Raw genomic sequence first — 25633 nt, forward strand, 5'->3', positions numbered from 1 at the left:
GCCCATGAGGTCGCCGCTGGAGTATCTCGAACGCCTGCGCCTGCGCCAGAAACTGGTGGTCGGCTTCTGCTCGATGCTGCTGCTGGCGCTGGCGCTGGGCGTGCAAAGCCTGCGCACCCAGGACCAGCTCAACCGCGACATGCAGCGCCTGCTCACCGAAGGCATGATCGGCATCGTGCAGGTCAAGGAAGCGCGCATCCAGCTGACCCACTTCGAACTGGCCCTGTACAAGGTGGCCCACGCCCCCGACCCGGTGGCGGCCGACGACGCCCTGCAGCAGCTGGACCTGGCGCGCGAACGGCTGCATTTCGCCGACGACGAGGCGCGCGCCACCCTGCTGCGGCTCGACAACCAGCAGCGCCTGGCAACCTTCGACACCATGCTGGCGCGCGTCGAGCGCACCGCCGACCAGGCGCTCGAACTGGTCCGCCTGCACCGCTCCGGCGAGGCCGGCGCGCTGCTCGACAGCGAACGCTTCCAGCAGACGCTGGGCACGGCCGACCAGCAACTGGCGGAGATCGCCGCCGTCAAGGATTCCAACGTGCGCAGCACGATCTACCACATCCGCCAGTTCGCCGTCACCAGCAGCACGCTGACCTATGCGCTGCTGATCGGCGGCCTGGCGCTGGCGCTGCTGTTTGCCGCGCTGATCAGCATGTCGATCCGCCGTCCGGTCGACCGGCTGCGCCAGGCGGTCGACACGCTGGCCGCCGGACAGCTCGACATTCAGATCCCGCACACCGACTACCGCAACGAAACCGGCGACCTGGCGCGCGCCATCGCCAAGCTGCAAGTCGAGTCCAGGCAACTGGAAATGCAGCGCTGGATCAAGTCGCAGGAGGCGGCGATCCAGGCCGAGCTGCAACTGGCCAACACGCTGGACGAGGTGGCGCAGCGCTTCCTGACCTTGGCGGCGACGCTGTTGCGGGCCGGCCAGGGCGTGCTGTACACGCTGGACGACAGCGGCCAGAAATTGCTGCTCAGCGGCAGCTATGCGGCCGACGCCGGCCGGCCGCCGGCGCCCGAGCTGGCGCTGGGCGCCGGCCTGCTGGGCCAGTGCGCGCAGGACCGCCAGCCGCGCCGGCTGACCGGCCTGCCGCCGGAATATGCGTCCATCCAGTCGCAACTGGGGCAGGCCCAGGCGCGCCACCTGATGGTGCTGCCGCTGCTGCATGCCGACCGCCTGATGGGGGTTCTGGAGATGGCCAGCTTCGACCCGCCCGGCGAGGCCGAACAGGCGCTGCTGGACGAATTGCTGCCCAAGCTGGCGATGACCATCGAAATCAAGATGCGCAACCAGGCGGTGCGCACCCTGCTGGAACAGACCGAACGCCAGTCGGCCGAACTGGCCTCGCAGCAAGTGGTGCTGAAGGCCACCGAAGCCTGGTACCGCGGCATCATCGAGGCGGCGCCGGACGGCATGCTGGTGGTCGACGCCCACGGCCAGATCATGATGACCAATCCGCAGCTGGACCAGCTGTTCGGCTACGACGCCGGCGAGCTGGCCGGCCGGCCGCTCGAGACGCTGGTGCCGCTGGCGGCGCGCGGCCGCCATGTCGGCGAGCGCGACGGCTTCATCGACCACGGCAGCGCGCGCCAGATGGGCACGGTCGGCGCCGACCTGCACGGCCTGCGCAGGGACGGCAGCGAATTCTCGATCGAGATCGGCCTGTCGCGACTGCCTGCGATCGAGGAGCGCGGCGTCTGCGTGTGCGCCTCGGTACGCGACATCAGCGACCGCAAGCAGGCCGAGGCCGAGGTGTTGCGCGCCAAGGAGATCGCCGAGGACGCCACCCGCGCCAAGAGCGACTTCCTGGCCAATATGAGCCACGAAATCCGCACGCCGATGAACGCCATCATCGGCATGAGCCACCTGGCGCTGAAGACCGAACTGGACAAGAAGCAGCGCAACTACATCGAAAAGGTGCATCGCTCGGCCGAGAACCTGCTGGGCATCATCAACGACATCCTCGACTTCTCCAAGATCGAGGCCGGCAAGATGAGCATCGAGCAGGCGCCGTTCCGGCTGGAGGACGTGCTGGAGAATTTCGCCAGCATGATAGGCTTGAAGGCCGACGACCAGGGCCTGGAACTGCTGTTCGCCACGCCGGCCGACCTGCCGACCGCGCTGGTCGGCGACGCGCTGCGGCTGGGCCAGGTGCTGATCAACCTGGGCAACAACGCCGCCAAGTTCACCGAGCGCGGCGAGATCGTGGTCGGCATCGAACTGCTGAACGAGATCGACGGCCGGGTCGAGCTGCACTTCTGGGTGCGCGACAGCGGCATCGGCATGACGCCGGAACAATGCGAGCGGCTGTTCCAGTCGTTCAGCCAGGCCGACAGTTCGACCACGCGCAAATACGGCGGCACCGGGCTGGGGCTGGCGATCTCGAAAAAACTGGTGGAGCTGATGGCGGGCCGGATCTGGGTCGACAGCGCGCCCGGCCAGGGCTCCACCTTCCACTTCCACGCCTGGTTCGGGCGCCAGACCGAGGTGCAGCCGCGCCGCATGTTCCACGCCGACGAGCTGCTCGGCCTGCGCGTGCTGGTGGTCGACGACAACGCCAGCGCGCGCGAGATCCTGTCGACCATGGCGCGCAGCTTCGGCCTGGAGGTGGACGTGGCCGACAGCGGCGCCGGCGCCCTGCGCGCGATGGTCGCGGCCGAGAACCAGGCCCTGCCCTACGACCTGGTGCTGCTGGACTGGCGCATGCCCGGCATGGACGGCGTGGAAACGCTGCACCGCATGCAGACCGGCGCCGTCACGCACATCCCGTCGGTGATCATGGTGACCGCCTTCGGCCGCGACGAAGCGCAGGACGCGGCGGCGCGCCAGCAGGTCGTGCTGCCGGCGGTGCTGACCAAACCGGTGACGCCGTCGACCTTGCTCGAAGCGATAGGCGAGGTGCTGGGCAAGGGCGTGGTGGCCGAGACCCGCCAGGCCGAGCGCCAGGACCGCAGCGCCGCCGACCAGGCCAGCCTGGCCGGCGCCCGCGTGCTGCTGGCCGAGGACAACGACATGAACCAGGAGCTGGCGCGCGACCTGCTGGAGAGCGCCGGCATCGTGCTGACCATCGTCGGCGACGGCCGGCAGGCGCTGGACTTGCTGGCCGGCGGCGCGCCCTTCGACGGCGTGCTGATGGATTGCCAGATGCCGGTCATGGACGGCTACACCGCCACCCGCGAACTGCGGGCACAGCCGCGCTTTGCCGGCCTGCCCATCCTCGCCATGACGGCCAACGCCATGGCGGGCGACCGCGAACAGGCGCTGGCGGCCGGCATGAACGACCATATCTCCAAGCCGCTCAACGTGGCGGCCATGTTCGCCACCATGGCCAAGTGGATACACCCGGCGCAGCCTGCCGCCGCGCCGCTTATCGACACCGGTGGCGTGCCTGCGCCCGGCGCCGCAGCCATCGACGCCGCCGGCGCGCACGCCCTGCCCGCGTCCTTGCCCGGCATCGACCAGCGCGCCGGCCTGGCGACCAGCATGGGCCGCCCGGAGCTGTACCGGCGCATGCTGGGCCGCTTCCGCGACGGCCAGGGCCGCTTCCGCGCCAACTTCGACGAAGCGCGGCGCGGCGACGATCCAAGCGCGCCGGCACGCGTGGCGCATACGCTGCGCGGCACGGCCGGCAATATCGGCGCCAAGGATGTGGCGACAGCGGCGACCGCGCTGGAACTGGCGTGCAAGGCCGGCGCCGGCGACGACCAGATCGCGTCCTTGCTGGTGGCGGTCGAGCAGCAACTGGCGCCGGTGCTGGCCGGCCTGGCCGTACTCAACGGCGCCAGCGGCGGCGCGGTGTGCGCCGCGTCGCCGCCTCCCGCGTCCGCGCCGTTGCCGCCGCAGGCCCCGGCCTTGCTGCATCAACTGCGTACGCTGCTGGCCGACAGCGACACCGCCGCGCTGGAAGTGCTGGGCGCACTGGAGACCCTGGCCGAGGGGCACCCGCTGGCGCGCCAGCTGCGCAAGGTCAGCCAGGAAATCGAGCGCTTTGATTTCGACGCGGCGCTGCTGGCGCTGGACGCGCTGGCGCCGCCCGCCTGAAGCGCCGACGGGACTACGCCGCCGAAGGCGCGGCCGGCAAGCTGATGATCAGCGTGGTGATCTGGGCCTCGTCGTCCACCGCGAACACCACCTCGCCATGCTGGGCGCGCGCCAGCAGGCGCGCCGAATAGGTGCCCAGGCCGGTGCCGCTGGCCTTGCCGTCGGTGACGAACTTGTCGAAGAAGCGCGCCCGTATCGCCTCCGGTATCACGCCCTTGTTGACGATCTCGATGCGCACCGGCTGGCCGGCGTACAGCGTGGCGATCACCCGGCTGCGCTCCGGCGCCGCCTCGCAGGCGTTCTTGATCAGGTTGTTGAGCAGCGAATAGCTCAGCATGGCGTCGCCCAGCACCTGCGGCGGATCGGTGCCGACGTCGAAGTCGGTATCGACCGCGATCACCAGCTGCTTGCCGGCATAGGTGGCGCGCGCCGTCTCCACCACCCGCCGCAGCATGTCGCTGATCGCCAGCGGCTCCGCCCGCAGCAGGTATTTTCCGGTCTCGATCTTGTACAACTCGGTCGACAGGTTGACCATGTCGATCACCTGCAACATGGCCTGCTCGGCCAGCCGCAGATGCTCGTTCTGGCGCCGGTCGAGGTCGCCCGCGTCGATCAGCGACTGCACCAGGCCAATGGCGCCGGCCAGCGGCCCTTTCAGGTCATGCCGGGTCATCGCCTCGACGTCGTCGCGCAGGCGGGCGATCGCCAGCATGTTGTCGTAGTCGGCCTGCAGGTGGCGGCGCAGCTCGACATAGCGCATGAAATTGTCGACCCGCAGCTTGAGCTGGGTCGGATCGATAGGCTTGGTGACGAAATCGACCGCGCCCAGCTCCATGCCCTGCAGGCGCGCGCTGTCGTCGCTCAGCGCGGTGACGAAGATGATGGGCACGTTCTCGGAACTGGGATGCTCGCGCATGCGGCGCGCCACCTCGAAGCCGTCCAGGCCGGGCATCATCACGTCCAGCAGCACCAGGTCGGGCGGCGTGTCGGAACAGCACAGCGCCAGCGCCTTCTCGCCGTTGTGGGCGGCCTTGATGCGGTACTGGCCCTTGAAGATATTGGCCAGCACGTGCAGGTTGTCGGCGGTGTCGTCCACCAGCAACAGGGTCGGCGGCGGCGGTTCCAGCGGCGGCAGGTGGATGGCGGACGCCGGCACGGCAACCGGGTCGGCCGCTGCGCCCGCCACCAGCGGCACGGCCGGGGCAGCCGTCGCGGATGCGGGCGCCAGCATGTCCGGCGCCGCCGGTGCCACGTGGTGCGCCATCGCGCGCTGGACGCTGGTGGCCAGCCGGCCGGCCGTGTAGGGCTTGACCAGCAGGTCGCTGACGCCGCTGGCGATAGCCGCCTCGATGCGGCTGCGCTCGGCCTCGGCGGTGATCATGATGAACGGCGTATGCACATGGCGCGGGCTGGCCCGCAACAGCTGCAACAGGGCGATGCCGCTCATGGCCGGCATGTTCCAGTCGGAGATCACCAGGTCGTAGCGCTTGCGCTCTATCATGCGCCAGGCTTCGGCGCCGTCGCCGGCCAGCTCCACCGGCCCGTAGCCCAGCGCGGCCAACTGGCCGGCCGTGACCTTGCGCATCGTTTCGACATCATCGACCACCAGCACCTTCAGCACTTGCGCCATGCGTCCTCCCGTGTCGGCCACGCCCCTCGGCGGGGCGGCTGGCTTCCATTATCCGGCATTTTTGCCGCCGTGACACATCGGCCGGTTCCGATGGCGCCGTGGCGCCTAGCGCACGTCCAGCAGCTCGACGTCGAAGATCAGGGTGGCGTTCGGAGGGATCGGACCGGCGCCGTTTTCGCCATAGCCCATGGCGGCAGGCACGATCAACGTGCGCTTGCCGCCGATTTTCATACCCTTCACGCCCTCATCCCAGCCCGGGATGACGCGGCCGGCGCCGAGCGGAAAGCTGAATGCCTCGCGCCCGATCGAGGAATCGAACTGCGCGCCGTGCTGCAACGGCGCGGTCGGCAGGTACAGCCAGCCGGTGTAGTTGACGACGGCGGTCACGCCGGCCACCGCTTCCTTGCCGGTACCGACCACGGTATCGATCTTTTGCAAAGGCGCGGCGGCGGCCGCGGCCTCTTGCGGCGCCTTGGCGCGCTCGCAACCGGCCAGGGCCAAGGTCAGGGTGAGTCCAATAACACAGGTGGATAGCAATTGTTTCATCTTGTACTTTCGAGTGGAATGTTAAATCGGCAATTCATCAAGTCTCGCTGTCGCAAATGCGGTCGCGCCCGGCGGACTTGGCCTGGTAGAGGCGGCGGTCGACCCGGTCCAGGAAGACGTTGCGGTCGTCGTGGGCGCCGGGCACGATGGTGCCGACGCCCATGCTGACGGTGATCATGCGGCCGACGCCCGAGCGGGCGTGCGGAATTTCCTTGCGCTCCAGCAGCTTGCGGCAGCGCTCGGCCACGTTGCGGGCGGCGTCCCCGTCGGTGGCCGGCAGCAGCAGGATGAACTCCTCGCCGCCGAAGCGCGCACACAGATCGCGCGAGCGGGAGGCGCAAGTGTCCAGGGCTTGGGCCACGCGGCGCAGGCACTCATCGCCCTGCACGTGGCCGTAGTGGTCGTTGTACTGCTTGAAGTAATCGATGTCGATCACCACCAGCGACAGCGGCTCGCCGGTGGCGTGCGCCTTGGCCCATTCGACCGGATAGAGGGTGTCGAACATGCGGCGGTTGGCCACGCCGGTCAGGCTGTCGCGGTAGGACAGCACTTCCAGCTCGCGCTGTAGTTGCAGGATCTTGTCTTCGGCCTGCTTGCGCTCGGTGATGTCGAACATGAAGCCCACCAGCGCCTCGACGCTGCCGTCGGCGCGCCGCATCACGTGCACCACGTCACGGATCCAGACATAGTCGCCGTCGGCCGTCAGGGCGCGGTAGTCGGCTTCGTGGTCCACGCCCTTTTGCGACTGGGCGATGCAGAAATCGACCGTTTTCTGACGGTCTTCCTCGTGGATCCGCTGCGCCCAGTCGTTCGCCGACAGCCAGCTGGACTGCTTCCAGCCCAGCAGTTGCTCGATCTGCGGGCCGATATAGCTAAAGCTCATCGTGGCCCAGTCGATACGCCAGGGGATGGCGCGGGTGGACTCAAGCAGGGTGCGATAAACGAGCGGATCGGTGTTGGCGACGGCTTCGGAGGCTGGATGCGGAGAGGTCATGAATCACTTGAATGAGCAGGGACGGCATCATTGTGCACTAAATATGGCGACCTCATACGGCTATCCTCTCGCGCCCCCCGCCGGTTGGCCGGACCATTGATTTGACTGCCGTGACCAGCGCCAGTAGTTGCACCATGAAAAACTGACCTCATCAACAAACAGGCACGCCTGTTTTCACTTCATGAGGGAAATACCATGGTTGTACTGGATGGACTGCGGGTCGTCGAAATCGCGGGAATAGGACCGGGGCCGTTTTGCGGCATGCTGCTGGCCGACATGGGCGCGCAAGTGACGCTGGTCGAGCGCGCCGGCGGCAAGGCCGGCGATCCGCTCGACCTCGGCAAGAACGCCATCGTCAACCGCGGCAAACGCTCGCTGGCGCTGGACCTGAAGGATCCGGCGGCGATCGAGGCGGTGCTGCGGCTGATCGAACAGGCCGACGTCGTGATCGAGGGCATGCGCCCCGGCGTCATGGAGCGGCTGGGACTCGGGCCCGAGGTGTGCCTGGCGCGCAATCCGGCGCTGGTCTACGGCCGCATGACCGGCTGGGGCCAGCACGGCCCGCTGGCGCAGGCGGCCGGCCATGACATCAACTACATCGCCTTGTCGGGCGCGCTGTGGTACTCGGGCGCTCCCGGTAGCGCGCCGATGGCGCCGCCGACCCTGGTCGGCGACCTGGGCGGCGGCGCACTGTATCTGGCGATGGGCATCCTGGCCGCCGTGCTGCATGCGCGCGCACACGGCGTCGGCCAGGTGATCGACGCCGCCATCGTCGACGGCAGCGCCAACCTGATGAACCTGCTGCTGTCGGCCCACGCGGCCGGCCAGCAGCCGATGGAACGCGGCTGCGGCCTGCTCGACGGACCGCACTGGTACGGCAGCTATGCCTGCGCCGACGGCCTGTTCATCAGCATCGGCGCGCTGGAACCGCAATTCAGCGCGCTGCTGTTCCGGCAGCTCGGGCTGGCGGACGATCCCGAATTCCAGCACCCCTACGATCCGCGCCACTGGAGCGCCCTGCGCGCCCGACTGGCCGGCATCTTCGCCAGCCAGCCGCGCCAGTACTGGGTCGACTTGATGGAAGGCAGCGACGCCTGCTTCTCGCCGGTGCTGACGCCGGCCGAGGCCGCGCGCCATCCGCATATGACGGCGCGCAACGTGTACTTCAAGCGCGACGGCATCCTGCAGGCGCGGCCGGCGCCACGCTTTTCCGGCAGCCCCGACCCGCTGCCCGGCCCGGTGCCGCGGCGCGGCGAGCACGGCGCCGAGATCCTGCGCGCGGCCGGCCTCGACGAGGCGGCCATCGCCGGCCTGCTGCACCAGGGCTGACGCGGCCAAGCGACAACCTGCACTGCGGCGATTGGCCGGACCGCGCCTTTCGCTGCAATGACCTGCGCCCGCCCCGCCCCATTTCTACTATCGATCATTCACTAAGGAGACAGCATGGGTCACGTATTCAGAACCGAAGAACAACAAGGCGCAGTCGATGGACTGAAGCGCTACCTGGCGGACGAAGTCAACGACGTCTTCCACAAGCAATACCGCGACCAGTTCGTGCCGCGCGAGAAAATGGCCGAGCTGATGGGCAAGCTGACCCAGTTCGGCCTGGTGTCGGGCACCATCAGCGAAGAGCATGGCGGCATGGGCATCGACTGGCTGACCATGATCCAGCTGTTCGAGGAAGTGGCCGCGACGTCGATCGACATGTCGGTGCCGGTGCTGATCAACTCCTTCGGCGCGCTGATGCTGTCCAAGCTGGCGCCGCAGCACCTGCGCGAGCGCTACCTGCCTGGCCTGCTGGACGGCTCGTCCTTCGTCAGCGTCGGCATCTCGGAACCGGACGTCGGCTCCAACGTGCTGGAGATCAAGACCCGCGCCCGCCGCGACGGCGACCACTACATCATCAGCGGCGAGAAGACCTGGATCAGCAACGGCGCCTATTCCGACTTCCTGATCTGCACCTGCCGCACCGGCGACGATCCGCGCAAGGGCCTGACCCACTTCCTGCTCGACCGCAAGGAACATCCTTACGAGGTGCGCAACATCCACAAGCTGGCCTGGAACAGCCAGTCGACCGCGCAGATCTTCCTCGACGACGTGCGCGTGCCAGCCACCAATATGATCGGCAACGAAGGCGAGGCGCTGAAGAACACGCTGTCCTTCTTCGAGCGTTCGCGCGTGTTCGTCGCCGGCCAGGGTCTGGGCGTGGCCCGCCGCGCGCTGGAGGAAGCGGTCAAGTACGCCAAGGAGCGCAAGCAGCACGGCAAGGTCATCGCCGGCCACCAGTTGATCTCCGGCATGCTGGCCGACATGGCCACCAAGGTCGACGCCGCCCGCCTGCTGACCTACCGCGCCGCCGAGATGATCGAGCGCGGCGTGCCGGCCGAGATGGAAGCGGCGATGGCCAAGTACTTCGCCTGCGAAATCGGCGTCACCGTCGCGCGCCAGGCGGTGCAGATCCACGGCGGCAACGGCCTGACCACCGAATTCCTGGTCGAGAAGCTGGCGCGCGAAGCCATCGTCACGCCCATCCCGGAAGGCACGTCGCAAATGCAGCAGTTGATCATCGGCCGCGCCCTGACCGGCGTCAACGCGTTCTGAACCCGCCGCCAGGCGAGCACGAGGTGGCAAGCATGGAGATCGTATTGCACCAATGGGAGATCTCGCCCTACTGCGGCAAGGTCAGGCGCATCCTGCGCCACAAGCGGCTGGCTTTCCAGACCTGCGACTACAACGGCCTGCGCGCGCTGCGCGTACGCCGGCTGACGCCGCCGGGCAAGCTGCCGGTGCTGGACTATGGCGGCACACGCATCGCCGACAGTTCGCGCATCGCCGCCTTCATCGAGCAACGCCACCCCGACCATCCGCTATTTCCCGCCGAGCCAGCGCAGCGCGCGACGGCCCTGATGTGGGAAGACTGGGCCGACGAATCGCTGTTCTGGTTCGAGGTGTATTTCCGCGTCCACGACGCCGCCGCGCTGAAGGCGTCGGCGGCGTCGATCTGCGCCGGCCGCCCGCCATGGGAACGCTACCTGATCGTGCCGCTGCTGCGCCTCGACTACCGCGCCCGCTTGCGCGCCCAGGGCCTGGGGCGGCTGACGGAGGCCGAGGTCGACCGCCTGTTCGCACAACACCTGGACAGCCTGGACGCGTTGCTGGAACACAGCCCGCGCCTGGTCGGCGAGCACACCACCATCGCCGACATCGCCGTGGCCGCCATGCTCGATGAAATCATCCGCACCAGCCACCGGCGGGCCGTCATCCACGCCCGCCCGCACCTGTGCAACTGGCTGACGGCCATGAGCGCCTAGGTGCATCGCACAACACAAGGAGAACCATATGGACGACGTAGTACATTTTGAAATCATCGGTCCGGTCGCACGCCTGACCCTGAACCGCCCCAAGGCCATGAACGCCATGAACCTGGCCATGCTGGCGCGCCTGGACCAGTTGCTGGGCCAGGTCGCTGCCGACCCGGCGCTGCGGGTGCTGGTTGTCACCGGCGCCGGCCCGGCCTTCTGCGCCGGCGCCGACCTCAAGGAAGCGCTGGCCAGCGGCGCGCCGGCGCCGGGCGAGGCCGACTTCCTCGACCGCGCACGCAGCGTGCTCGATACGCTGCGCAACTTCGGCAAGCCAGTGATCGCCGCACTGAACGGCGTGACCATGGCCGGGGGCCTTGAGATCGCCATGTGCGCCGACATCATCGTCGCCGCCGACAGCGCCACCATCGGCGACGCCCACGCCAACTTCGGCGTCTACCCGGGCGCCGGCGGCGCCGCCATCCTGCCGCGCCTGATCCCGCTGAACCAGGCCATGTACCTGCTGTTGACCGGCAAATCGCTGAGCGCCGCCGACATGAAGGCCTGCGGCCTGGTGGCCGAAGTCCATCCGGCCGCCGAGCTGGCCGACGCCACGCTCAAGCTGGCCGCGCGCATCGCCCAGAACAGCCCGATCGTCATGCAGCGCATGAAGCAGGTGGCGCGCACCTCGGCCGACAAGAGCAGCGCCGACGCGCTGCTGCACGAACAGGTGATGCTGCGCCAGCACCTGCGTTCCTACGACCTGAGCGAAGGCCTGCAAGCCTTCTCCGAAAAACGCGCGCCGCAGTTCCAGGGCCGCTAAACAGCAAGGACATCACATGAGCGAAATCTACATCGTCGGCGTCGGCATGACGCCGTTCGGCCGCCACCTCGAACGCAGCCTGTACGACCTGATAGCCGAAGCGGTCGGCCTGGCGCTGGACGACGCCGGCTGCGACAAGGCGCAGCTGGGCGCGGCCTACTACGGCACGCTGACCAACGGCCAGTTCCAGGGCCAGACCGCGATCCCCGGCCCGATCGCCATGCGCCGTCTGGGCATCCAGGGCATCCCGGTGTTCACGGTGGAAAACGCCTGCGCTTCCGGGTCGTCGGCCTTCAACCTGGCCACCGTGGCGCTGCAGGCGGGCAGCTGCGACATCGCGCTGGCGGTGGGCGCGGAAAAAATGAACATCGCCGACAAGGCCAAGATGTTTTCCGCCTTCGACGGCGGCTGGGACGTCAGCACCGTCGAGCAGAACAAGGCCACCTTGCTGGCCATGGGCGACGGCGTGACGCCGCCGCCGGGCTCGATGTCGGAGCGCCCGTACAGCGTGTTCATGGACGTCTACGCCGCCATCTGCCGCAACCACATGCGGCGCTACGGCACCACCCAGCGCCAGATCGCCGCCGTCGCCGCCAAGAACCACGCGCACTCGGTGCACAACCCGCTGGCGCAGTTCCAGAAGGCCTTCAGCATCGAGGAAGTGCTGGCCTCGCCACCTATCGCCTACCCCCTGACCACCCTGATGTGCTCGCCGATCAGCGACGGCGCCGCCGCCGTGGTGCTGTGCAACGCCGCCGGATTGAAACGCCTGAACGGCGCCGCCGGCCGCGCCGTGCGCGTGCTGGCCAGCGTGATCCAGACCGGCAGCGACCGCGGCCTGGACGAGCCGCAGAAAATCGTCGCCCACCTGGCGGCCAGGAAAGCCTACGAAATCGCCGGCGTCTCGCCGGCCGAGGTCGACGTCGCCGAGGTGCACGACGCCTCGGCCATCGGCGAAATCCTCAACGCCGAATCGCTGATGCTGGTGCCGTTCGGCGAAGGCGGCCCGGCCGCCGAGCGCGGCGACTTCAGCATCGGCGGCCGCATGCCGATCAACCCGTCCGGCGGCCTGGAATCGAAGGGCCATCCGATCGGCGCCACCGGCCTGGGCCAGCTGCACGAGCTGGTCACGCAATTGCGCGGCGAGGCCGGCCAGCGCCAGGTGGTCGGCGCCCGCATCGCGGCCCACGAAAACGGCGGCGGCCTGTTCGGCATCGAAGAAGCCGTGGTCGCCGTCACCCTGCTGGCCAAACACTAATCCAACCAAGGAAATCCATCATGCGTATTCAAGACAAAGTCGTCGTCATCACCGGCGGCGCCTCCGGCCTGGGCCTGGCCACCGCCAACTACCTGCTGACCGAAAAAGGCGCCCGTATCGCCATCTTCGACCAGGACGTCGAAGCCGGCGAGCGCGCCGTCAAGGCGCTGGGCGGGGAGCGCGCGATGTTCGTCGCCACCGACGTCGCCGACGAGGCGTCGGTGCATGCCGCCACCGAGGCCGTCATGGTGCGCTTCGGCGCCATCCACGTCTGCATCAACGGCGCGGCCATCGCCAGCGGCTTCAAGGTGCTCGACCGCGACGGCAACGCCGCGCCGCTGGCCAAGTTCGCCAAGACCACCGCCGTCAACCTGAACGGCGTGTTCAACGTCATGTCCAAGTGCGCCGCCAAGATGGCGAAGAACGAGGCCGAAGGCGGCGAGGAGCGCGGCGTGGTGATCAACATCTCGTCCGGCGCGGCCTACGAAGGCCAGATCGGCCAGTCGGCCTACGGCGCCACCAAGGCCGGCGTGATCGGCATGAACATCCCGGCCGCGCGCGAGCTGGCGTCGGTGGGCGTGCGCGTCAACGCCATCGCGCCCGGCCTGTTCCTGACCGCGATGGTGGCGGCGCTGGATGAAAAAGTGCTGGCCGCGCTGAAGGACGCGATGGAGGCGCCCAAGCGCCTCGGCGATCCGCGCGAGTTCGCCCACACCTGCGCCTACATCATCGAAAACGCCTACGTCAACGGCGAGACCATCCGCCTGGACGGCGCCGCACGCCTGCGCGCGCGCTGATCCATTCATTGCATCGCCGCCACGGAGCCGCCCATGAAGATGAATTTTTGCCGCGTGATGCGCCTGATGGCGCAGCGCTTCGGCGAGCAGGAAGCGATCGTCAACGTCGAACGCCAGCGCCGCTACAGCTATCGCCAGTATCACCTGCTGACCAACCGCATCGCCAACGCGCTGCGCGGTCCGCTGGCGCTGGGCCGGGGCGACCGCTTCCTGCTGATCCTCGATAACGACAACCTCAGCCTGCTGATGTTCCCCACCGTGTTCAAACAGGAAGCCACGGTGGCCATGACCAACCTGCGCGATCCGCTGGAGGAGCATGCGCGCCAGGTGCGCCAGGTCGCGCCCAAGGTGGTGTTCATCGAGACCCGCCTGCTCGACAGCTATTACGACACCTTGCGCGGCCTCGGCTGCGAGATCGTCGTGATGGATGGGCCGGCCGCCGGCAAACCCGGTGTGCACGCGTTCTGGGACCTGGTGGACGCCGCATCCGACGCCGACAACGACGTCGAGCTCGATACGGCAAAGCATATCTTCATGCTGCGCTTCACCGGCGGCACCACCGGCAAGAGCAAGTGCGCGATGTACGCGCCGGACAACATCCTGGCCTCGCGCGACGGCGGCTTCATCAACACCGACTTCGCCTTCAACGCCCGCACCCGGCTGCTGCACGTGGCGCCGCTGTCGCACGGCACCCTGATCACCTTCTTCCCGACCTTCTTTGCCGGCGGCGCCAGCATCACCATGAACCAGCTCGACCTGGAACAATGGCGCCGCATCGCCGAGGCCGAGCGCGTCACGCACTCCTTCCTGGTGCCGACCGTGCTGTACCGCCTGCTGGAGCTGCAGCGCGCCGCGCCGCGCGACCTGAGCTCGCTGACCACGCTGATCTACGGCGCCGCGCCGATGAGCCCGACCAAGCTGGGCGAACTGGTCGGCTGCTTCGGCCAGATCTTCGCCCAGGGCTACGCCGCCACCGAGGTGCCGATGTTCGTCTCGGTGCTGGACAAGGCCGAGCACCGGCCGGACGACGCCGCCGCGCTGGCGCGCCTGGGTTCGGCCGGTCGCATCACGCCCGGCGTGGAGCTGATCATCACCGACGAGCTGGGCAAGGAAGTGGCGCCCGGCGCCATCGGCGAAATCCGCATCCGCAGCCAGGCCATCATCAAGGGCTATTACAACGATCCGGAGGCCACCGCCGCCGAGTTCGAGAACGGCGCCTGGCGCTCCGGCGACCTGGGCCGGCTGGACACCGACGGCTACCTGCACATCGTCGACCGCATCAAAGACATGATCATCAGCGGCGGCTTCAACGTCTACGCGGTCGAGGTCGAGGCGGCGCTGGCCTCGCATCCGGCGGTGATGATGGCCGCCGTGATCGGCGTGCCGCACGCCGAATGGGGCGAGGCGGTGCATGCCGAGGTGGTGCTGCGCGCCGGCGCCGTGGTCGCGCCGGCCGCGCTGATCGAGCACGCCAAGGCCATCCTGGGCGGCTACAAGACGCCCAAGACGCTGGTGCTGGTCGATATGCTGCCGACCTCGGTGGTCGGCAAGGTGCTGCGGCGCGAAGTGCGCGAGAAATACTGGCTAGGCATGGACCGCAAGGTCGGCTGATCCCTCACTCCAAGGAAAACCCATGAAGACGACTCCACTGCTGGCCAGCCTGCTGGCCGGCATGCTGCATCAGGGCGCGCTGGCGCAGGCCCAGCCGGCGTTGCCAACCCAGCCCAAGCCGGCCACGCCGGCCACCATCGCGGCGCAGGCGGCGTTCGCGCGCAGCCTGCCGGCCGACGATCCGGCCATCGCCGCCGACATCGCCCACGGCTACCTGGGCAGCCTGCCCGACGCCGAGACGCGCGCCGCCGACGGCAAGCTGGTCTACGGCCTCAAGGGCTATGAATTCCTGCAAACGGCCGCCGCGCCGGCCACCGTCAACCCCGGCCTGTGGGTGCAGGCGCGCAAGGGCATGAGCAACGGCCTGTACCAGGTCACCGACGGCATGTACCAGGTGCGCGGGCTGGACCTGACCAATATGACCATCGTCGAGGGCAATACCGGCCTGATCGTCGTCGACCCGATGCTGTCGGCCGAAACCGCGCGCAACGCGCTGGAGCTGTACTACCGGCACCGGCCGCGCAAGCCGGTGCTGGCCGTGATCTTCAACCACAGCCACATCGATCACTACGGCGGCGTCAAGGGCATCGTCAGCGAGGCCGACGTCGCCGCCGGCAAGGTGCAGATCATCGCGCCGGCCGGCTTCATGGAGCACGCCGTGGTCGAGAACGTCATGGCCGGCAACGCCATGAGCCGCCGCGCCGAATACCAGTTCGGCACCACGCTGCCGCGCAGCGCCCAGGGCCAGATCGACCTGGGCGGCGCCAAGACGCTGTCGAACGGCACCATCACCCTGATACGCCCGACCCGCGAAATCACGCAGCCGCTCGAGACCATTGTCATCGACGGCGTCGAGATCGTCAACCTGCTGACGCCGGGCACCGAGGCGCCGGCCGAGATGATCCACTACTTCCCGCAGCACAAGGTGCTCGACACCGGCGAACTGGCGCTGCAGACCCAGCACCAGCTGCTGACCTTGCGCGGCGCCGAGATCCGCGACGGCCTGGCCTGGTCCAAATACCTGAACGGCGCCTTGCAGCGCTTCGGCGCCGGCACCGAGGTGCTGATCAGCCAGCACACCTGGCCGGTGTTCGGCCATCAACGCGTGGTCGACTACCTGTCCAAGCAGCGCGACCTGTACGCCTGGTTGCACGACCAGTCGCTGCGGCTGATGAATCATGGCTACAAGCCGGTCGAGATCGCCGAGACGCTGCGCGCCACGGTGCCGGCCAGCCTGGCATCCGAATGGTACACGCGCGGCTACTACGGCTCGGTGCAGCGCAACGCCAAGGCGGTCTACCAGCAATACATGGGCTGGTACGACGGCAACCCTGCGCATATCGACGCGCTCGGCGAAGCGGATTACGGCCGCAAGTTCGTCGCCTACGGTGGCGGCGCGGCGGCGGTGCTGGAGCACGCCCGCAGCGACTACGGCAACGGCGAGTACCGCTGGGTGGCACAGGCGATGAACCACCTGGTGCAGGCCGAGCCGGGCAACGCGGCCGCGCGCGAGCTAGGCGCGGACGCGATGGAGCAGCTGGGCTACCAGGCCGAATCGGCGGTCGAACGCAACGCCTACCTGACCGGCGCGATGGAATTGCGCAGCGGCGGCAAGACCGTGCCGCCGCCGTTGCGCACCGCCAGCCCGGACACCATCCGCGCACTGTCGATCGAGAACATCTTCGATTTCATGGGCGTGCGACTGAACGCGCCCAAGGCGGAAGGCCTGCACATCGTGTTGAATTGGCACTTCACCGAAGCGGGCAAGGCCGACCAGCGCTACGTGCTGAACCTGGAAAACTCGGCGCTGACCTGGCAGGCCGGGCGCGACGCCGCCGATGCCCAGGCCACGCTGACGCTGAGCCGTGCCACGCTGGACCGCATCCTGGCGCAGCAACTGGCGCCGAAAGAAGCGCTGCAAACGGGGCTGATCAAGGTCGACGGCGAACCGCAGGCGCTGGGTCGCTTGCTGTCGCTGCAGGACAGCTTCCCGGCCGACTTTGAAATCGTGCTGCCGCTGAAAAAGAAGTAAAACCCGCACGTTCCTCACCCAGGTCGTTCCCGCGAAAGCGGGAACCCATAGAACCTATCTGAACCAAACTCAGTACGAGGTGAATTCAGACGATGCATGGGTTCCCGCTTTCGCGGGAAAGACGGGTTCTGTTGAACGGTTCAGGGCTGCTGGCGGAACTCGGTGGGCGAGACGCCGGTCCAGCGCTTGAACGCGCGCGTGAAATTGCTGGTGTCGGCAAAGCCCAGCAGGAAAGTCACTTCCGTCACCGAACGTCCGCCCTGGCGCAGATAGCTGCACGCCATGTCCTTGCGGGTGTCGTCCAGCAGCTGCTGGAAATTGCTGCCGCGCTGGGCCAGCCTGGCCTGCAAAGTAGTCGGACTCATGCACAACGCCGCGGCCACCTTGTCGCGGCCGCATTCGCCGTCCGGCAGGAATTCGATGATCTTCTGGATAACGCCGGTGACCACGTCGTTCTTGTCCAGCTTGGCCAGATAGCTGATGCTGATGTTGTCGTTGACCTGCGCCAGCTCGGGACAGGATCCCGGCAAGATCTTGCGCAAGTCCTCGCGGTCGAACACCAGCACGCCCTCGGTATTGGAAAAGCTGACCGGCGCGCGGAACAGCGTCTCATACGGCCCAGCCCCTTCCAGCGGCAACGCGCGGCGGAAGTCCACCCGCACCGGATTGAAGCCGGGCCGGTACAGCTGGCGCATGGTCATCACCAGGAAGGCGAAGAAACAGTCCTCGGTCTCGCCGCTCACCGCCACCAGATGCTTGAAGCGCAAGCGCACCTCATCGCCCTCCTCTTCCAGAACGACGTCCGCCACCTGCGACACCAGCCGCATGTAGCGCTCCAGGCGCACGCAGAAATCCATCAGCGTGGTACTGGCGGCCAGCGCATAACCGAGCGCGTGCAGGTTCGACACATGGATATGGCGCGCCACCTGCAAGCCGAAATACGGATTATTGGTGACGTCGACACAGGCCCGGTACAGGCGCGTCATGGTGGCCGCCGGCAGACGGTTCATCGGATCGTTGGACAGCTCGCCCTCGATGCCGATGGCGCGGAAGATGCGGCTGCTGTCGATGCCGGCCGCTTCCAGCGTGCGGGCGATCGCCATGCCGTAGCTGCCGATGGTGGTGTAGCTTTGCCGGTCGTCGGCGCCGTTGTCCGGCGCTCCGGTGTTAGGTACTGTCATGTGGCTGCCCGGGCAAGAAAACAAGACCAAGTTTTACCCCAGCGGCCCGGCACTGTCAATCTGCTCATCGACGCCTGTATCACGCAAACGCGCCCTTGAACATCAGCGCCGAGGCGATCCACAGCGCGGCGCCTGCCACCACCAGAATGGTCAGCACACAAATGCAACAATCGGCCAGCTGATACTTGATGAAATCAGAATATTTCTTAGGTAGCATGTTTGTCTCCAGGGATGGAATAATCGCCACCAGCCCGCACCACGCGGAACACCGTGGAACCGTACCAACGTCCTCCGCCGACGCCCTTCAGGCCGCGCCGGTTGAGGGCGACGGCGATGGCGTCGTAGGAATGGCCCTGGGCGCGCAGGGCGAGGATGTCGCGCCGCGCCGCCGGACACAGATTGGCCAGGGCCGTCATGGCGGCGGCCGGCCTCAGGCCTTGCGCAGCAGGAAGTGCGACAGCGCCGGCACCAGCACCAGCGCGCCCAGCATGTTCAGCGTGAACATGAAGGTCAGCAGGATGCCCATGTCGGCCTGGAACTTGATCGGCGACCAGGCCCAGCAAACCACGCCGGCCGCCAAGGTCACGCCCACCAGCGCCACCACCTTGCCGGTGAACTGCAAGGCGTGGCGGTAGGCGTCCGCCAGGGTGGCGCCGGCGCGTTGCTGCGCCAGCTGCACGCTGAGCAGGTAGAGCGCGTAGTCGACGCCGATGCCGACGCCGAGCGCGATCACCGGCAAGGTGGCGACCTTGACGCCCATGCCCAGCATCACCATCAGCGCCTCGCACAGGATGGAGGTCAGCGCCAGCGGCAGCACCGCCACCAGCACCGCGCGCCAGCTGCGGAAGGTGACCCAGCACAGCACGATGACGGCCGCGTACACATACAGCAGCATCTTGTGGTTGGCTTCGCGCACCACGATGTTGGTGGCGGCTTCGATGCCGGCGCTGCCTGCGGCCAGCAGGAACTGGCGCTCCGGCGTGCTGTGCGCGGCGGCGAAGCCGGCGGCGGCGGCCGTCACGCGTTCCAGGGTCTCGGCCTTGTGGTCGCTCAGGTAGGCGATCACCGGCATCAGCGAGCAGTCGCTGTTGAACAGGTCGGGATTGCTGGTCGACGCCTGTTGGGCGCCGTAGTTCAGCACATCCTGGTTGCGCGAGATGGTCAGCCATTTCGGGCTGCCCTCCGAGGTGCCGGCGGTGATCTGGCGCACCGCGTCGGCCAGCGATACGGCGGTCTGCACGCCGGGAATCTGCTGCAAGGTCCAGGCCAGGCGGTCGGCCTCGATCAGGGTTTCGTATTTGAGGCAGCCCTCCTTCGGCGTCTTGACCATCACCGCGAACTGGTCGGACGACAGCGAATAGTGGGCCGTGATGTAGGCGTTGTCGCGGTTGTAGCGCGAGTCGGCGCGCAGCTCGGGGGCGCCGGGATCGAGGTCGCCGATCTTCAAATGGGTGCTAACGGCGAAGCCACCCGCCGCCAGCATCACCGCCACGGCGATCGCGCCCAGCGCCCAGCGCCGCTGCGTGAAGCGCTCCAGCAGGCGCCAGACGCCGCCCGATGCGCCGGCGCTTTCCTCGCGCAGGCAGCGCCGCGCCGCCGCCGGCGACACGCCGACATACGACAGCAACACCGGCAGCAACAGCAGGTTGGTGAAGATCAGCACCGCCACGCCGATGCTGGCGGTCATCGCCAGGTCCTGGATGACGGGGATGTCGATCATCATCAGCACCGCGAAGCCGACCGCGTCGGCCAGCAGCGCGGTCAGGCCGGCCAGGAACAGCCGGCGGAAGGTGTAGCGCGCCGCCACCAGCAGATGCGTGCCGCGGCCGACGTCCTGCATGATGCCGTTCATCTTCTGCGCGCCGTGCGAGACGCCGATGGCGAACACCAGGAACGGCACCAGGATGGAGAACGGATCGAGCGCGTAACCCAGCGCGGCCACCAGCCCCAGCTGCCACACCACGGCGACGATGGAGCACGCCACCACCAGCGTGGTGCTGCGCACGCAGCGCGTGTAGCCGAAGATCACCAGCGCGGCGATGGCGGCGGCGGCACCGAAGTACAGCATGACCTGGCGCATGCCGGCCAGCAGGTCGCCGATCAGCTTGGCGAAGCCCACCGCGTGCACCTTCACGCCGGCCGGTCCGTGCGACTGCAAGCGCTCCAGCGCCTGCGCGAAGGCCGCGTAGTCGATGCTCTTGCCGCTGACCGGATCGCGGTCCAGCAGCGGCACGAAGATCATGGTGGACTTGAAGTCGTTCGCGACCAGGCTGCCGACGATGCCGGAGCGGGCGATGTTGATCTTCAGCTGCTCCACCGAGCGGGACGAGCCGTCGTAGGCATCCGGCATCACCGGGCCGCCCTGGAAGCCCTGCTCCGTCACTTCGTTCCAGCGCACGGTCGGGGTCCACATCGATTTCATCCAGGCGCGGTCCACGCCCGGGGTCAGGAACAGTTCATCGTTGACCTGCTTGAGCGCCTCCAGGTATTGCGGCGAGAAGATGTCGCCCGTGGGGTTTTCCACCACCACCCGCACCGCGTTGCCCAGGCCGCGCAGCGAGGTCTTGTTGGCCAGGTAGTTCTGGATGTAGGGCTGGCTCTGCGGCATCATCTTTTCAAAGCTGGCGCTCAGGCCCAGGCGGGTCGCGCCCAGCCAGGCCAGCGCCAGCGTCATGACGGCGCAGGCCAGCACCACCAGCAGGCGGTGGTTGAACACCATGCGCTCCAGCAGGTTGCCGGAACGACGGTCGAAGTGGGCCAGCTCGCGCACGACCGGCATGGCGTCGGCCTGGGTAGTTCTCATGTCCATGTTCTCTCTCGCGTTGTGGCAGGGTCCTGCGCACCATGCGCGGCCCGGCTCTGCTTATGTGGTTCGGTGTGGATCAGCGCAGCGGCTGGCGGCGCAGGCCGCGCAGGCCGCCGAGCACGATGGCGCCGTCGTCGGCCACCGCCACGGCCGACACCGGCCCCGGCGAGGCCGGGCGCAGCGGCAGGAAGCTGGCGCCGCCGTCGGCGCTCAGCAGCACCTGGCCGGCCTGGCTCACCAGCGCCAGCCGGCCGTCGCGCAGCGTGGCGGCCGCCGTCAGGCCGACTTGCAGGCCGGTGTCGATCTTGTGCCAGCTCAGGCCCCGATCGGTGCTGCGGTAGGCGTGGCCGCGCAAGCCGTAGGCCAACAAGGTGCCGGGACCGCCGGCCAGGCCGAAGTAGCTGCCCTGGTATGGCGTGGCGATGGCGTCGAAACGCGCCGCGCCGCGATTGAGTTTGAGCAGCGTGCCCTGCTCGCCCGCGATCAGCGTGTCGCCGTCCACGCCGCGCACAGCGTTCAGGTGATAGCCGTTGGGATTGGCGACGCGCTCCAGCCAGGGTTGCCAGCTGGCGCCGCCGTCGCCGGTGTGCAGTATCAGGCCGAAGGCGCCGACCACGAAGCCGTTGCGCTCGTCGTCGAACCAGACGTCGAGCAGGGACTGGTCCGCGCCCTGCGCCGCCAGCCGCCGCGCGGCCGCGCGCACGCCGGCGTCGGCCGTGTCGCTGTCGTAGCTGCGCAGCAGCAGCGCGGCGATCGCCCGGCCGTCCAGTTGGCGCTGCCAATGCAGGCCGCCGTCGGCGCTGTGCAGCACCACGCCGTCATGCCCGACCGCCCAGCCGTGCAGCGCGCTGGGAAACTGCACCGCCACCAGGTCGGCGCTGAGCGGCACGCCGGCCTGGCGCCAGCTGGCGCCGCCGTCGTCCGACAGCACGATGTGACCGCGCTGGCCGACCGCGACCAGCCGCTTGCCGGCCACGGCCAGGCCGTTGACCAGGGCGCGCGCCGCCAGCGGACTGGCGACGGCGGGCAGCTCCAGCACGTCGACGTAGGAAGCCGCCGACAGCGACGACGACAACAGGATGGCGCCGGCCAGCAGGCCGCGCAGTGTGCGCGAGGTGCAATTCAATGGGTTCATATTCTGTGCAAAAAATCCGCCGCGTAGCCTAGGGATGAAGCCAGCGGCGGTAAAGAGAACAACAAGAAAGCTTGCTTAGCGCACGCCGGCGCCGGCCAGGGCGTCCGCCGCCCACTCGGTCGGCTTGAGCGCGCCGATGTACTTGACGCCGCCCAGGTGGCCCGAGACGCCGGTGATGTTGTAGCTGCCGCTGACGAAGTCGTAGATCATGTGGTTGCCCGATTGGACCGCCTGCACGTCATACGAGAACGTCATGTGGTCGAACGACGAGCGGTACAGCTGGCCGCGCGCGTCGTACTCATCCGACGCCACCGCCACCCAGCTGTCCTCGTCGACATAGAACACGCGCTTGCTGTAGATGTGGCGCTTGCCCGGCTTCAGCGTCGCCTCCACCACCCACACGCGGTGCTGTTCCCAGCGCAGCAGGTCGGGATTGACGTGGTTGGGCTTGGTGATGTCGGCCACCACCGGGTGATACGCCAGCTTGTAGGCGTTGTACGGCACGATCATTTCCTTCTTGCCGACCAGCTTGAAGTCGAAGCGGTCCATGGCGCCGTTGAACACCCAGGCGTCGTCGTAGGTCGAGGCGCCGGCCGAACCGGGGTTGGGCGTGTCGTAGGCGACGTCCGGCGCCAGCTTGACGCGGCGTTGGCCCGGCAGGTATTGCCAGACCTTGCGCGCCTGCTCCAGCGGATTGACAGCGTCGAACACCATCAGTCCTTCGCCGGCGCGGCGCGCCGGCGCCACGTAGGCCAGCTTGGTGCGGAAGAACACGTCGCTCTGTTTGGCGGTCTCGGTGCGCTTGGCGTCGGACAGCGGGAACTCCTGGTAGATCTCGCCGGTGGTGGCCAGGGTCGGACGGCCGGAGACGTCGATATTCCACGAATCGTAGCGGATGAACATGGCCTGGCCCTGGTAGCGCAGCAGGTGGTTCCACATCACTTCGTAGCCGCTCTTCGGAATCGGGAACGGCACGCCGGCCAGCGCGCCGTCCAGGCCGACGCCGCCGTCGATGGTCTTGGCCGTCACCGCGTTCTTCGCCGTGTTGTCGTTGACGAACTTCGGATAGTTGACGCTGCGGTGGGTCGGATAGACGTCCACGCGGTAGCTCGGGAAGCGCTTGAGCAGCTCGCGGGTGCCGGCGGTCAGCTTGTCTTCCTGGCCGGCCAGGTTCTTGCCGGTGATGACCAGGCGCGGCTTGTCGGCCGCATAAGGATCGGGACGGATGCCGCTGCCTTTGACGAACTCGGCGGGGATGGCGGTCAGGCCACCGGTGTATTCAGGGATCGTGCCGTCCTTGTTGCCGGCCTTCTCGGCGCCGAACGCGGTCAGGCTGGCGCCCAGCTGCTTGGCTTCTTCCGGCGTCACGCCGGCCTGGGCGCATGCCGCCGCGGACAGCGCCGCGGCGATGATGGTTTGCTTGAAAAACGTCATGGTCTGCTCGCGATCAGAAAGTGGTTTTGAGTGTCACGGCGATAAAGCCGCGGTCCTTCAGCAACGGCATCAGGCCGGCGCTGGAACTGACCGCGCCGCTGGTCGGGTCCACCGCCAGCGCGCCGAAGAAGTCGACATACTTCACGTCGATGCGGTATTTCTGGTACAGGTCCAGGCTCAGGCCGGCGCTGTAGTTGCCGGCCTGCTTGTTCCCGCCCGACAGCACCGCCGAGTTACCCGACAGGCCGACCGCGTAGTTCAGCGGCATCGACAGGTCGATGCCCGGCATCACCTGGAACCAGGTCGGCGAAAAGTTCAGCGCCAGGCCGACGTAGTCCTTGCCGACCTTGTCGATGCCGGTGTAGTTGTCGCGACCCTTGAAGAATTGCGCGCCCTGGGTCACGCTGGCGACGCGGTTCCAGGTCAGCTCGGCGATCCAGCTGGAGGCGTCGAACAGCGGCGTCTTGGCGGTCGAGCCGATGAAGTTCAGCACGCCATGCAAGGTGTTGCCGCGCGCGCCGCTGACTTCGCCCGGCGCCGGCAAACCGACGGCGTTGACCACCAGCTGCCCCTTGAGCAAGGTGTTCAGGCTGGCCAGCAAGGCCGGATTGGTCCCGACCGGCATCAGCAGCGCCGGCGTGCTGTTGAGCGGCATGTTGCGGCGGTAGCTCAGGTCGGCGCCGACGGAGATCCCGGCCACGCTTTTCGACAACGACAAGCCCAGCACATTGATGTTGGAACCGTATTCAAGCTGGTACTGGCTGGTGCCGCCCAAGGTGGACGGATAGAACAGGCAGTTTCCACCGGCCACGGCGGCGCCGGGGATGGCGGCGGTACAGGTGGCGTTGCCGACCGCCTGGGCGGTCGCCGCACCGGCCTGCTGCGCGGCGGCCTGCGCTGCCGCAGGCGTGCCGCCGGCGGCGATCACGGCCGCCGCCGCCTTCTGCGCATTGGCCGCGACCAGCGGGCTGCCCTGGCCGAACAGCGCCGACGGCACGCCGGCCAGGCGCAGGTTGGCTTGCGGCAGCAGGTCGGAAGTCTTGCGCAGGTACAGGCCCAGTGTGCCGTCCAGCCATGCCGGGCTCCAGCGCGCGGACACGCCGAAGTCGCCGGATTTATGCGGTGTGCTGTCGGCCGCCTTGACCGCGTTCGGCAAGCCCAGGCCGGACAGGTTAAAACTCTCGGCGCCCTGGAAGGCGTAGTCGTAGAAGCCCAGGAAGGAGCCGGACTCCGGCGCGCGGGCCGGTTTCCAGTTGAAGAAGGTCTGGGCGGCGATCGACAGTTCGGGCGTCGGCGAGAACTGCGCCGACAGCGCCGGACGCGGCAGGAACAATTCCTTGGCGTCGCTGCCCGGCACCGAGTAGGCCTTGATCAGGTCCAGCGCGGACTGGCCGTAGTTGACGCCGTGGATCGGCGACAGCACGCTCTCGCCCCAGTACAGCGTGTGCTGGCCCAGCTTGACGTTGAGCGGCATGTCGGCGATGTCGAAGCTGCCGAACACGAAGGCGTCCAGCACTTCGCCCGAGGCGCCCTTGTGATAGCGGCTGGCGTAGCGCGACAGGCCCAGCGCCGGTTTGCCATCCGCGCCCAGGTGGTTGGAGGTGGCGACGTTGGCGTTGTCGAGCGAGCTGTAGGCCGCGTCGTACCAGCCGGCCGCGCTGACGCGCAAGCCCATGCGCTTCTGGAACACCAGGTCGAATTCGCTCAGCAGGTCGACCCGGCTCGACACCGTGCCCTTGTTGAAATTGCGGTCGCCGTCGTCGTTGTTGACCGACTTCAGGATGGCCGCGTTCTGGCTGCTGACGCGGTTGGCGTAGTTATACTTGATGGTGTTGTCGAAGCGGATCGCCAGATCTGGATTGTCGGTGACGATTTCGGCCGCCTGGCCTGCCCCCATTGCGCACAGGGCGGCTCCAACCGCCACTGCGTGCAAGGCAAACCGCTGCTTCTTTGCTGGTTTCATACCGTGTCATCTCCTAGGGTTATTTTTTTACCTACTTTGTCGCAGACACCCCGGATACAAAGGGTTCTGGACCTGT

The 25633-nt window shown here is 67.8% G+C and carries 19 protein-coding genes; 9 read left to right on the forward strand and 10 right to left on the reverse strand.

Translation table 11 applies throughout. The annotated features are described in order from the left end of the window. Positions 1-4 precede the first annotated feature (4 nt). The gene (locus V6M89_RS05045; RefSeq protein WP_332852158.1) at positions 5-4048 is read left to right on the forward strand and encodes a response regulator; all 4044 of its coding nucleotides are present in this window, start codon (positions 5-7) and stop codon (positions 4046-4048) included. 13 nt (positions 4049-4061) lie between these two features. On the opposite strand, the gene V6M89_RS05050 is transcribed toward V6M89_RS05045, so the two are convergent. The 3 genes from V6M89_RS05050 to V6M89_RS05060 all read right to left on the reverse strand — a co-directional run bounded on the left by V6M89_RS05050 (position 4062) and on the right by V6M89_RS05060 (position 7218). Further along, the gene (locus V6M89_RS05050) at positions 4062-5678 is read right to left on the reverse strand and encodes an ATP-binding response regulator (protein ID WP_332852159.1); all 1617 of its coding nucleotides are present in this window, start codon (positions 5676-5678) and stop codon (positions 4062-4064) included. 105 nt (positions 5679-5783) lie between these two features. After that, positions 5784-6224 carry an FKBP-type peptidyl-prolyl cis-trans isomerase gene (locus V6M89_RS05055; RefSeq protein WP_332852160.1) on the reverse strand — a complete coding sequence of 147 codons (441 nt, stop codon included), beginning with the start codon at positions 6222-6224 and terminating at the stop codon, positions 5784-5786. Between the two features lie 37 nt (positions 6225-6261). Further along, positions 6262-7218, reverse strand: coding sequence for a sensor domain-containing diguanylate cyclase (locus V6M89_RS05060; RefSeq protein ID WP_332852161.1), 957 nt, complete (start codon positions 7216-7218; stop codon positions 6262-6264). A 195-nt stretch (positions 7219-7413) separates the two neighbouring features. Here V6M89_RS05060 and V6M89_RS05065 point away from each other — a divergent pair, with 195 nt between their 5' ends. From V6M89_RS05065 to V6M89_RS05100, 8 genes are all read left to right on the forward strand, one after another. Next, positions 7414-8547 (forward strand): CaiB/BaiF CoA transferase family protein, encoded by a 1134-nt coding sequence (locus tag V6M89_RS05065; protein ID WP_332852162.1) that lies wholly within the window; start codon positions 7414-7416, stop codon positions 8545-8547. A gap of 114 nt (positions 8548-8661) precedes the next feature. Then, positions 8662-9819, forward strand: a complete 1158-nt coding sequence (locus tag V6M89_RS05070) for an acyl-CoA dehydrogenase family protein (protein ID WP_332852163.1) — start codon at positions 8662-8664, stop codon at positions 9817-9819. Between the two features lie 32 nt (positions 9820-9851). Then, entirely contained in the window at positions 9852-10529 is a 678-nt protein-coding gene (locus tag V6M89_RS05075) for a glutathione S-transferase family protein (protein ID WP_332852164.1), read from the forward strand. Between the two features lie 28 nt (positions 10530-10557). Next, the gene (locus V6M89_RS05080) at positions 10558-11340 is read left to right on the forward strand and encodes an enoyl-CoA hydratase/isomerase family protein (protein WP_332852165.1); all 783 of its coding nucleotides are present in this window, start codon (positions 10558-10560) and stop codon (positions 11338-11340) included. Between the two features lie 16 nt (positions 11341-11356). After that, the gene (locus V6M89_RS05085; RefSeq protein WP_332852166.1) at positions 11357-12598 is read left to right on the forward strand and encodes a thiolase family protein; all 1242 of its coding nucleotides are present in this window, start codon (positions 11357-11359) and stop codon (positions 12596-12598) included. A gap of 20 nt (positions 12599-12618) precedes the next feature. Continuing rightward, positions 12619-13395 (forward strand): SDR family NAD(P)-dependent oxidoreductase, encoded by a 777-nt coding sequence (locus V6M89_RS05090; protein ID WP_332852167.1) that lies wholly within the window; start codon positions 12619-12621, stop codon positions 13393-13395. 33 nt (positions 13396-13428) lie between these two features. Further along, the gene (locus V6M89_RS05095; protein ID WP_332852168.1) at positions 13429-15006 is read left to right on the forward strand and encodes a class I adenylate-forming enzyme family protein; all 1578 of its coding nucleotides are present in this window, start codon (positions 13429-13431) and stop codon (positions 15004-15006) included. A gap of 22 nt (positions 15007-15028) precedes the next feature. Further along, positions 15029-17038: an alkyl/aryl-sulfatase gene (locus V6M89_RS05100; protein WP_332852169.1), complete on the forward strand. Its 2010-nt coding sequence runs from the start codon at positions 15029-15031 to the stop codon at positions 17036-17038. Positions 17039-17178: 140 nt separating this feature from the next. On the opposite strand, the gene V6M89_RS05105 is transcribed toward V6M89_RS05100, so the two are convergent. From V6M89_RS05105 to V6M89_RS05135, 7 genes are all read right to left on the reverse strand, one after another. Then, positions 17179-18219, reverse strand: a complete 1041-nt coding sequence (locus tag V6M89_RS05105; protein WP_332852170.1) for an AraC family transcriptional regulator — start codon at positions 18217-18219, stop codon at positions 17179-17181. 79 nt (positions 18220-18298) lie between these two features. Further along, positions 18299-18436 (reverse strand): hypothetical protein, encoded by a 138-nt coding sequence (locus V6M89_RS05110; RefSeq protein WP_332852171.1) that lies wholly within the window; start codon positions 18434-18436, stop codon positions 18299-18301. After that, complete coding sequence (locus V6M89_RS05115) at positions 18426-18635, reverse strand: recombinase family protein (protein ID WP_332852172.1); 210 nt, start codon at positions 18633-18635, stop codon at positions 18426-18428. The genes V6M89_RS05110 and V6M89_RS05115 overlap by 11 nt, the downstream gene beginning before the upstream one ends. 14 nt (positions 18636-18649) lie before the next feature. Beyond that, positions 18650-21022, reverse strand: coding sequence for an efflux RND transporter permease subunit (locus V6M89_RS05120; RefSeq protein WP_332852173.1), 2373 nt, complete (start codon positions 21020-21022; stop codon positions 18650-18652). 79 nt (positions 21023-21101) lie between these two features. Next, positions 21102-22160, reverse strand: coding sequence for a WD40/YVTN/BNR-like repeat-containing protein (locus tag V6M89_RS05125; protein WP_332852175.1), 1059 nt, complete (start codon positions 22158-22160; stop codon positions 21102-21104). A gap of 75 nt (positions 22161-22235) precedes the next feature. After that, positions 22236-23594, reverse strand: a complete 1359-nt coding sequence (locus V6M89_RS05130; protein ID WP_332852176.1) for a DUF1329 domain-containing protein — start codon at positions 23592-23594, stop codon at positions 22236-22238. Between the two features lie 13 nt (positions 23595-23607). Next, on the reverse strand, positions 23608-25557 hold the full coding sequence (locus V6M89_RS05135; RefSeq protein WP_332852177.1) for a DUF1302 domain-containing protein: 1950 nt from the start codon (positions 25555-25557) through the stop codon (positions 23608-23610). Between the last annotated feature and the right edge of the window lie 76 nt (positions 25558-25633).

This window comes from Duganella sp. S19_KUP01_CR8, assembly GCF_036688705.1.
GTDB lineage: Bacteria > Pseudomonadota > Gammaproteobacteria > Burkholderiales > Burkholderiaceae_D > Rugamonas.

Excerpts from the sequence above, each read along its gene's own strand:
- V6M89_RS05130 (WP_332852176.1), bottom strand. The coding sequence starts at position 23,594 with ATGACGTTTTTCAAGCAAACCATCATCGCCGCGGCGCTGTCCGCGGCG.
- V6M89_RS05055 (WP_332852160.1), bottom strand. The coding sequence starts at position 6,224 with ATGAAACAATTGCTATCCACCTGTGTTATTGGACTCACCCTGACCTTG.
- V6M89_RS05125 (WP_332852175.1), bottom strand. The coding sequence starts at position 22,160 with ATGAACCCATTGAATTGCACCTCGCGCACACTGCGCGGCCTGCTGGCC.
- V6M89_RS05045 (WP_332852158.1), top strand. The coding sequence starts at position 5 with ATGAGGTCGCCGCTGGAGTATCTCGAACGCCTGCGCCTGCGCCAGAAA.
- V6M89_RS05110 (WP_332852171.1), bottom strand. The coding sequence starts at position 18,436 with ATGCTACCTAAGAAATATTCTGATTTCATCAAGTATCAGCTGGCCGAT.
- V6M89_RS05115 (WP_332852172.1), bottom strand. The coding sequence starts at position 18,635 with ATGACGGCCCTGGCCAATCTGTGTCCGGCGGCGCGGCGCGACATCCTC.
- V6M89_RS05135 (WP_332852177.1), bottom strand. The coding sequence starts at position 25,557 with ATGAAACCAGCAAAGAAGCAGCGGTTTGCCTTGCACGCAGTGGCGGTT.
- V6M89_RS05100 (WP_332852169.1), top strand. The coding sequence starts at position 15,029 with ATGAAGACGACTCCACTGCTGGCCAGCCTGCTGGCCGGCATGCTGCAT.
- V6M89_RS05090 (WP_332852167.1), top strand. The coding sequence starts at position 12,619 with ATGCGTATTCAAGACAAAGTCGTCGTCATCACCGGCGGCGCCTCCGGC.
- V6M89_RS05120 (WP_332852173.1), bottom strand. The coding sequence starts at position 21,022 with ATGAGAACTACCCAGGCCGACGCCATGCCGGTCGTGCGCGAGCTGGCC.
- V6M89_RS05050 (WP_332852159.1), bottom strand. The coding sequence starts at position 5,678 with ATGGCGCAAGTGCTGAAGGTGCTGGTGGTCGATGATGTCGAAACGATG.
- V6M89_RS05065 (WP_332852162.1), top strand. The coding sequence starts at position 7,414 with ATGGTTGTACTGGATGGACTGCGGGTCGTCGAAATCGCGGGAATAGGA.
- V6M89_RS05060 (WP_332852161.1), bottom strand. The coding sequence starts at position 7,218 with ATGACCTCTCCGCATCCAGCCTCCGAAGCCGTCGCCAACACCGATCCG.
- V6M89_RS05105 (WP_332852170.1), bottom strand. The coding sequence starts at position 18,219 with ATGACAGTACCTAACACCGGAGCGCCGGACAACGGCGCCGACGACCGG.
- V6M89_RS05080 (WP_332852165.1), top strand. The coding sequence starts at position 10,558 with ATGGACGACGTAGTACATTTTGAAATCATCGGTCCGGTCGCACGCCTG.
- V6M89_RS05075 (WP_332852164.1), top strand. The coding sequence starts at position 9,852 with ATGGAGATCGTATTGCACCAATGGGAGATCTCGCCCTACTGCGGCAAG.
- V6M89_RS05095 (WP_332852168.1), top strand. The coding sequence starts at position 13,429 with ATGAAGATGAATTTTTGCCGCGTGATGCGCCTGATGGCGCAGCGCTTC.
- V6M89_RS05085 (WP_332852166.1), top strand. The coding sequence starts at position 11,357 with ATGAGCGAAATCTACATCGTCGGCGTCGGCATGACGCCGTTCGGCCGC.
- V6M89_RS05070 (WP_332852163.1), top strand. The coding sequence starts at position 8,662 with ATGGGTCACGTATTCAGAACCGAAGAACAACAAGGCGCAGTCGATGGA.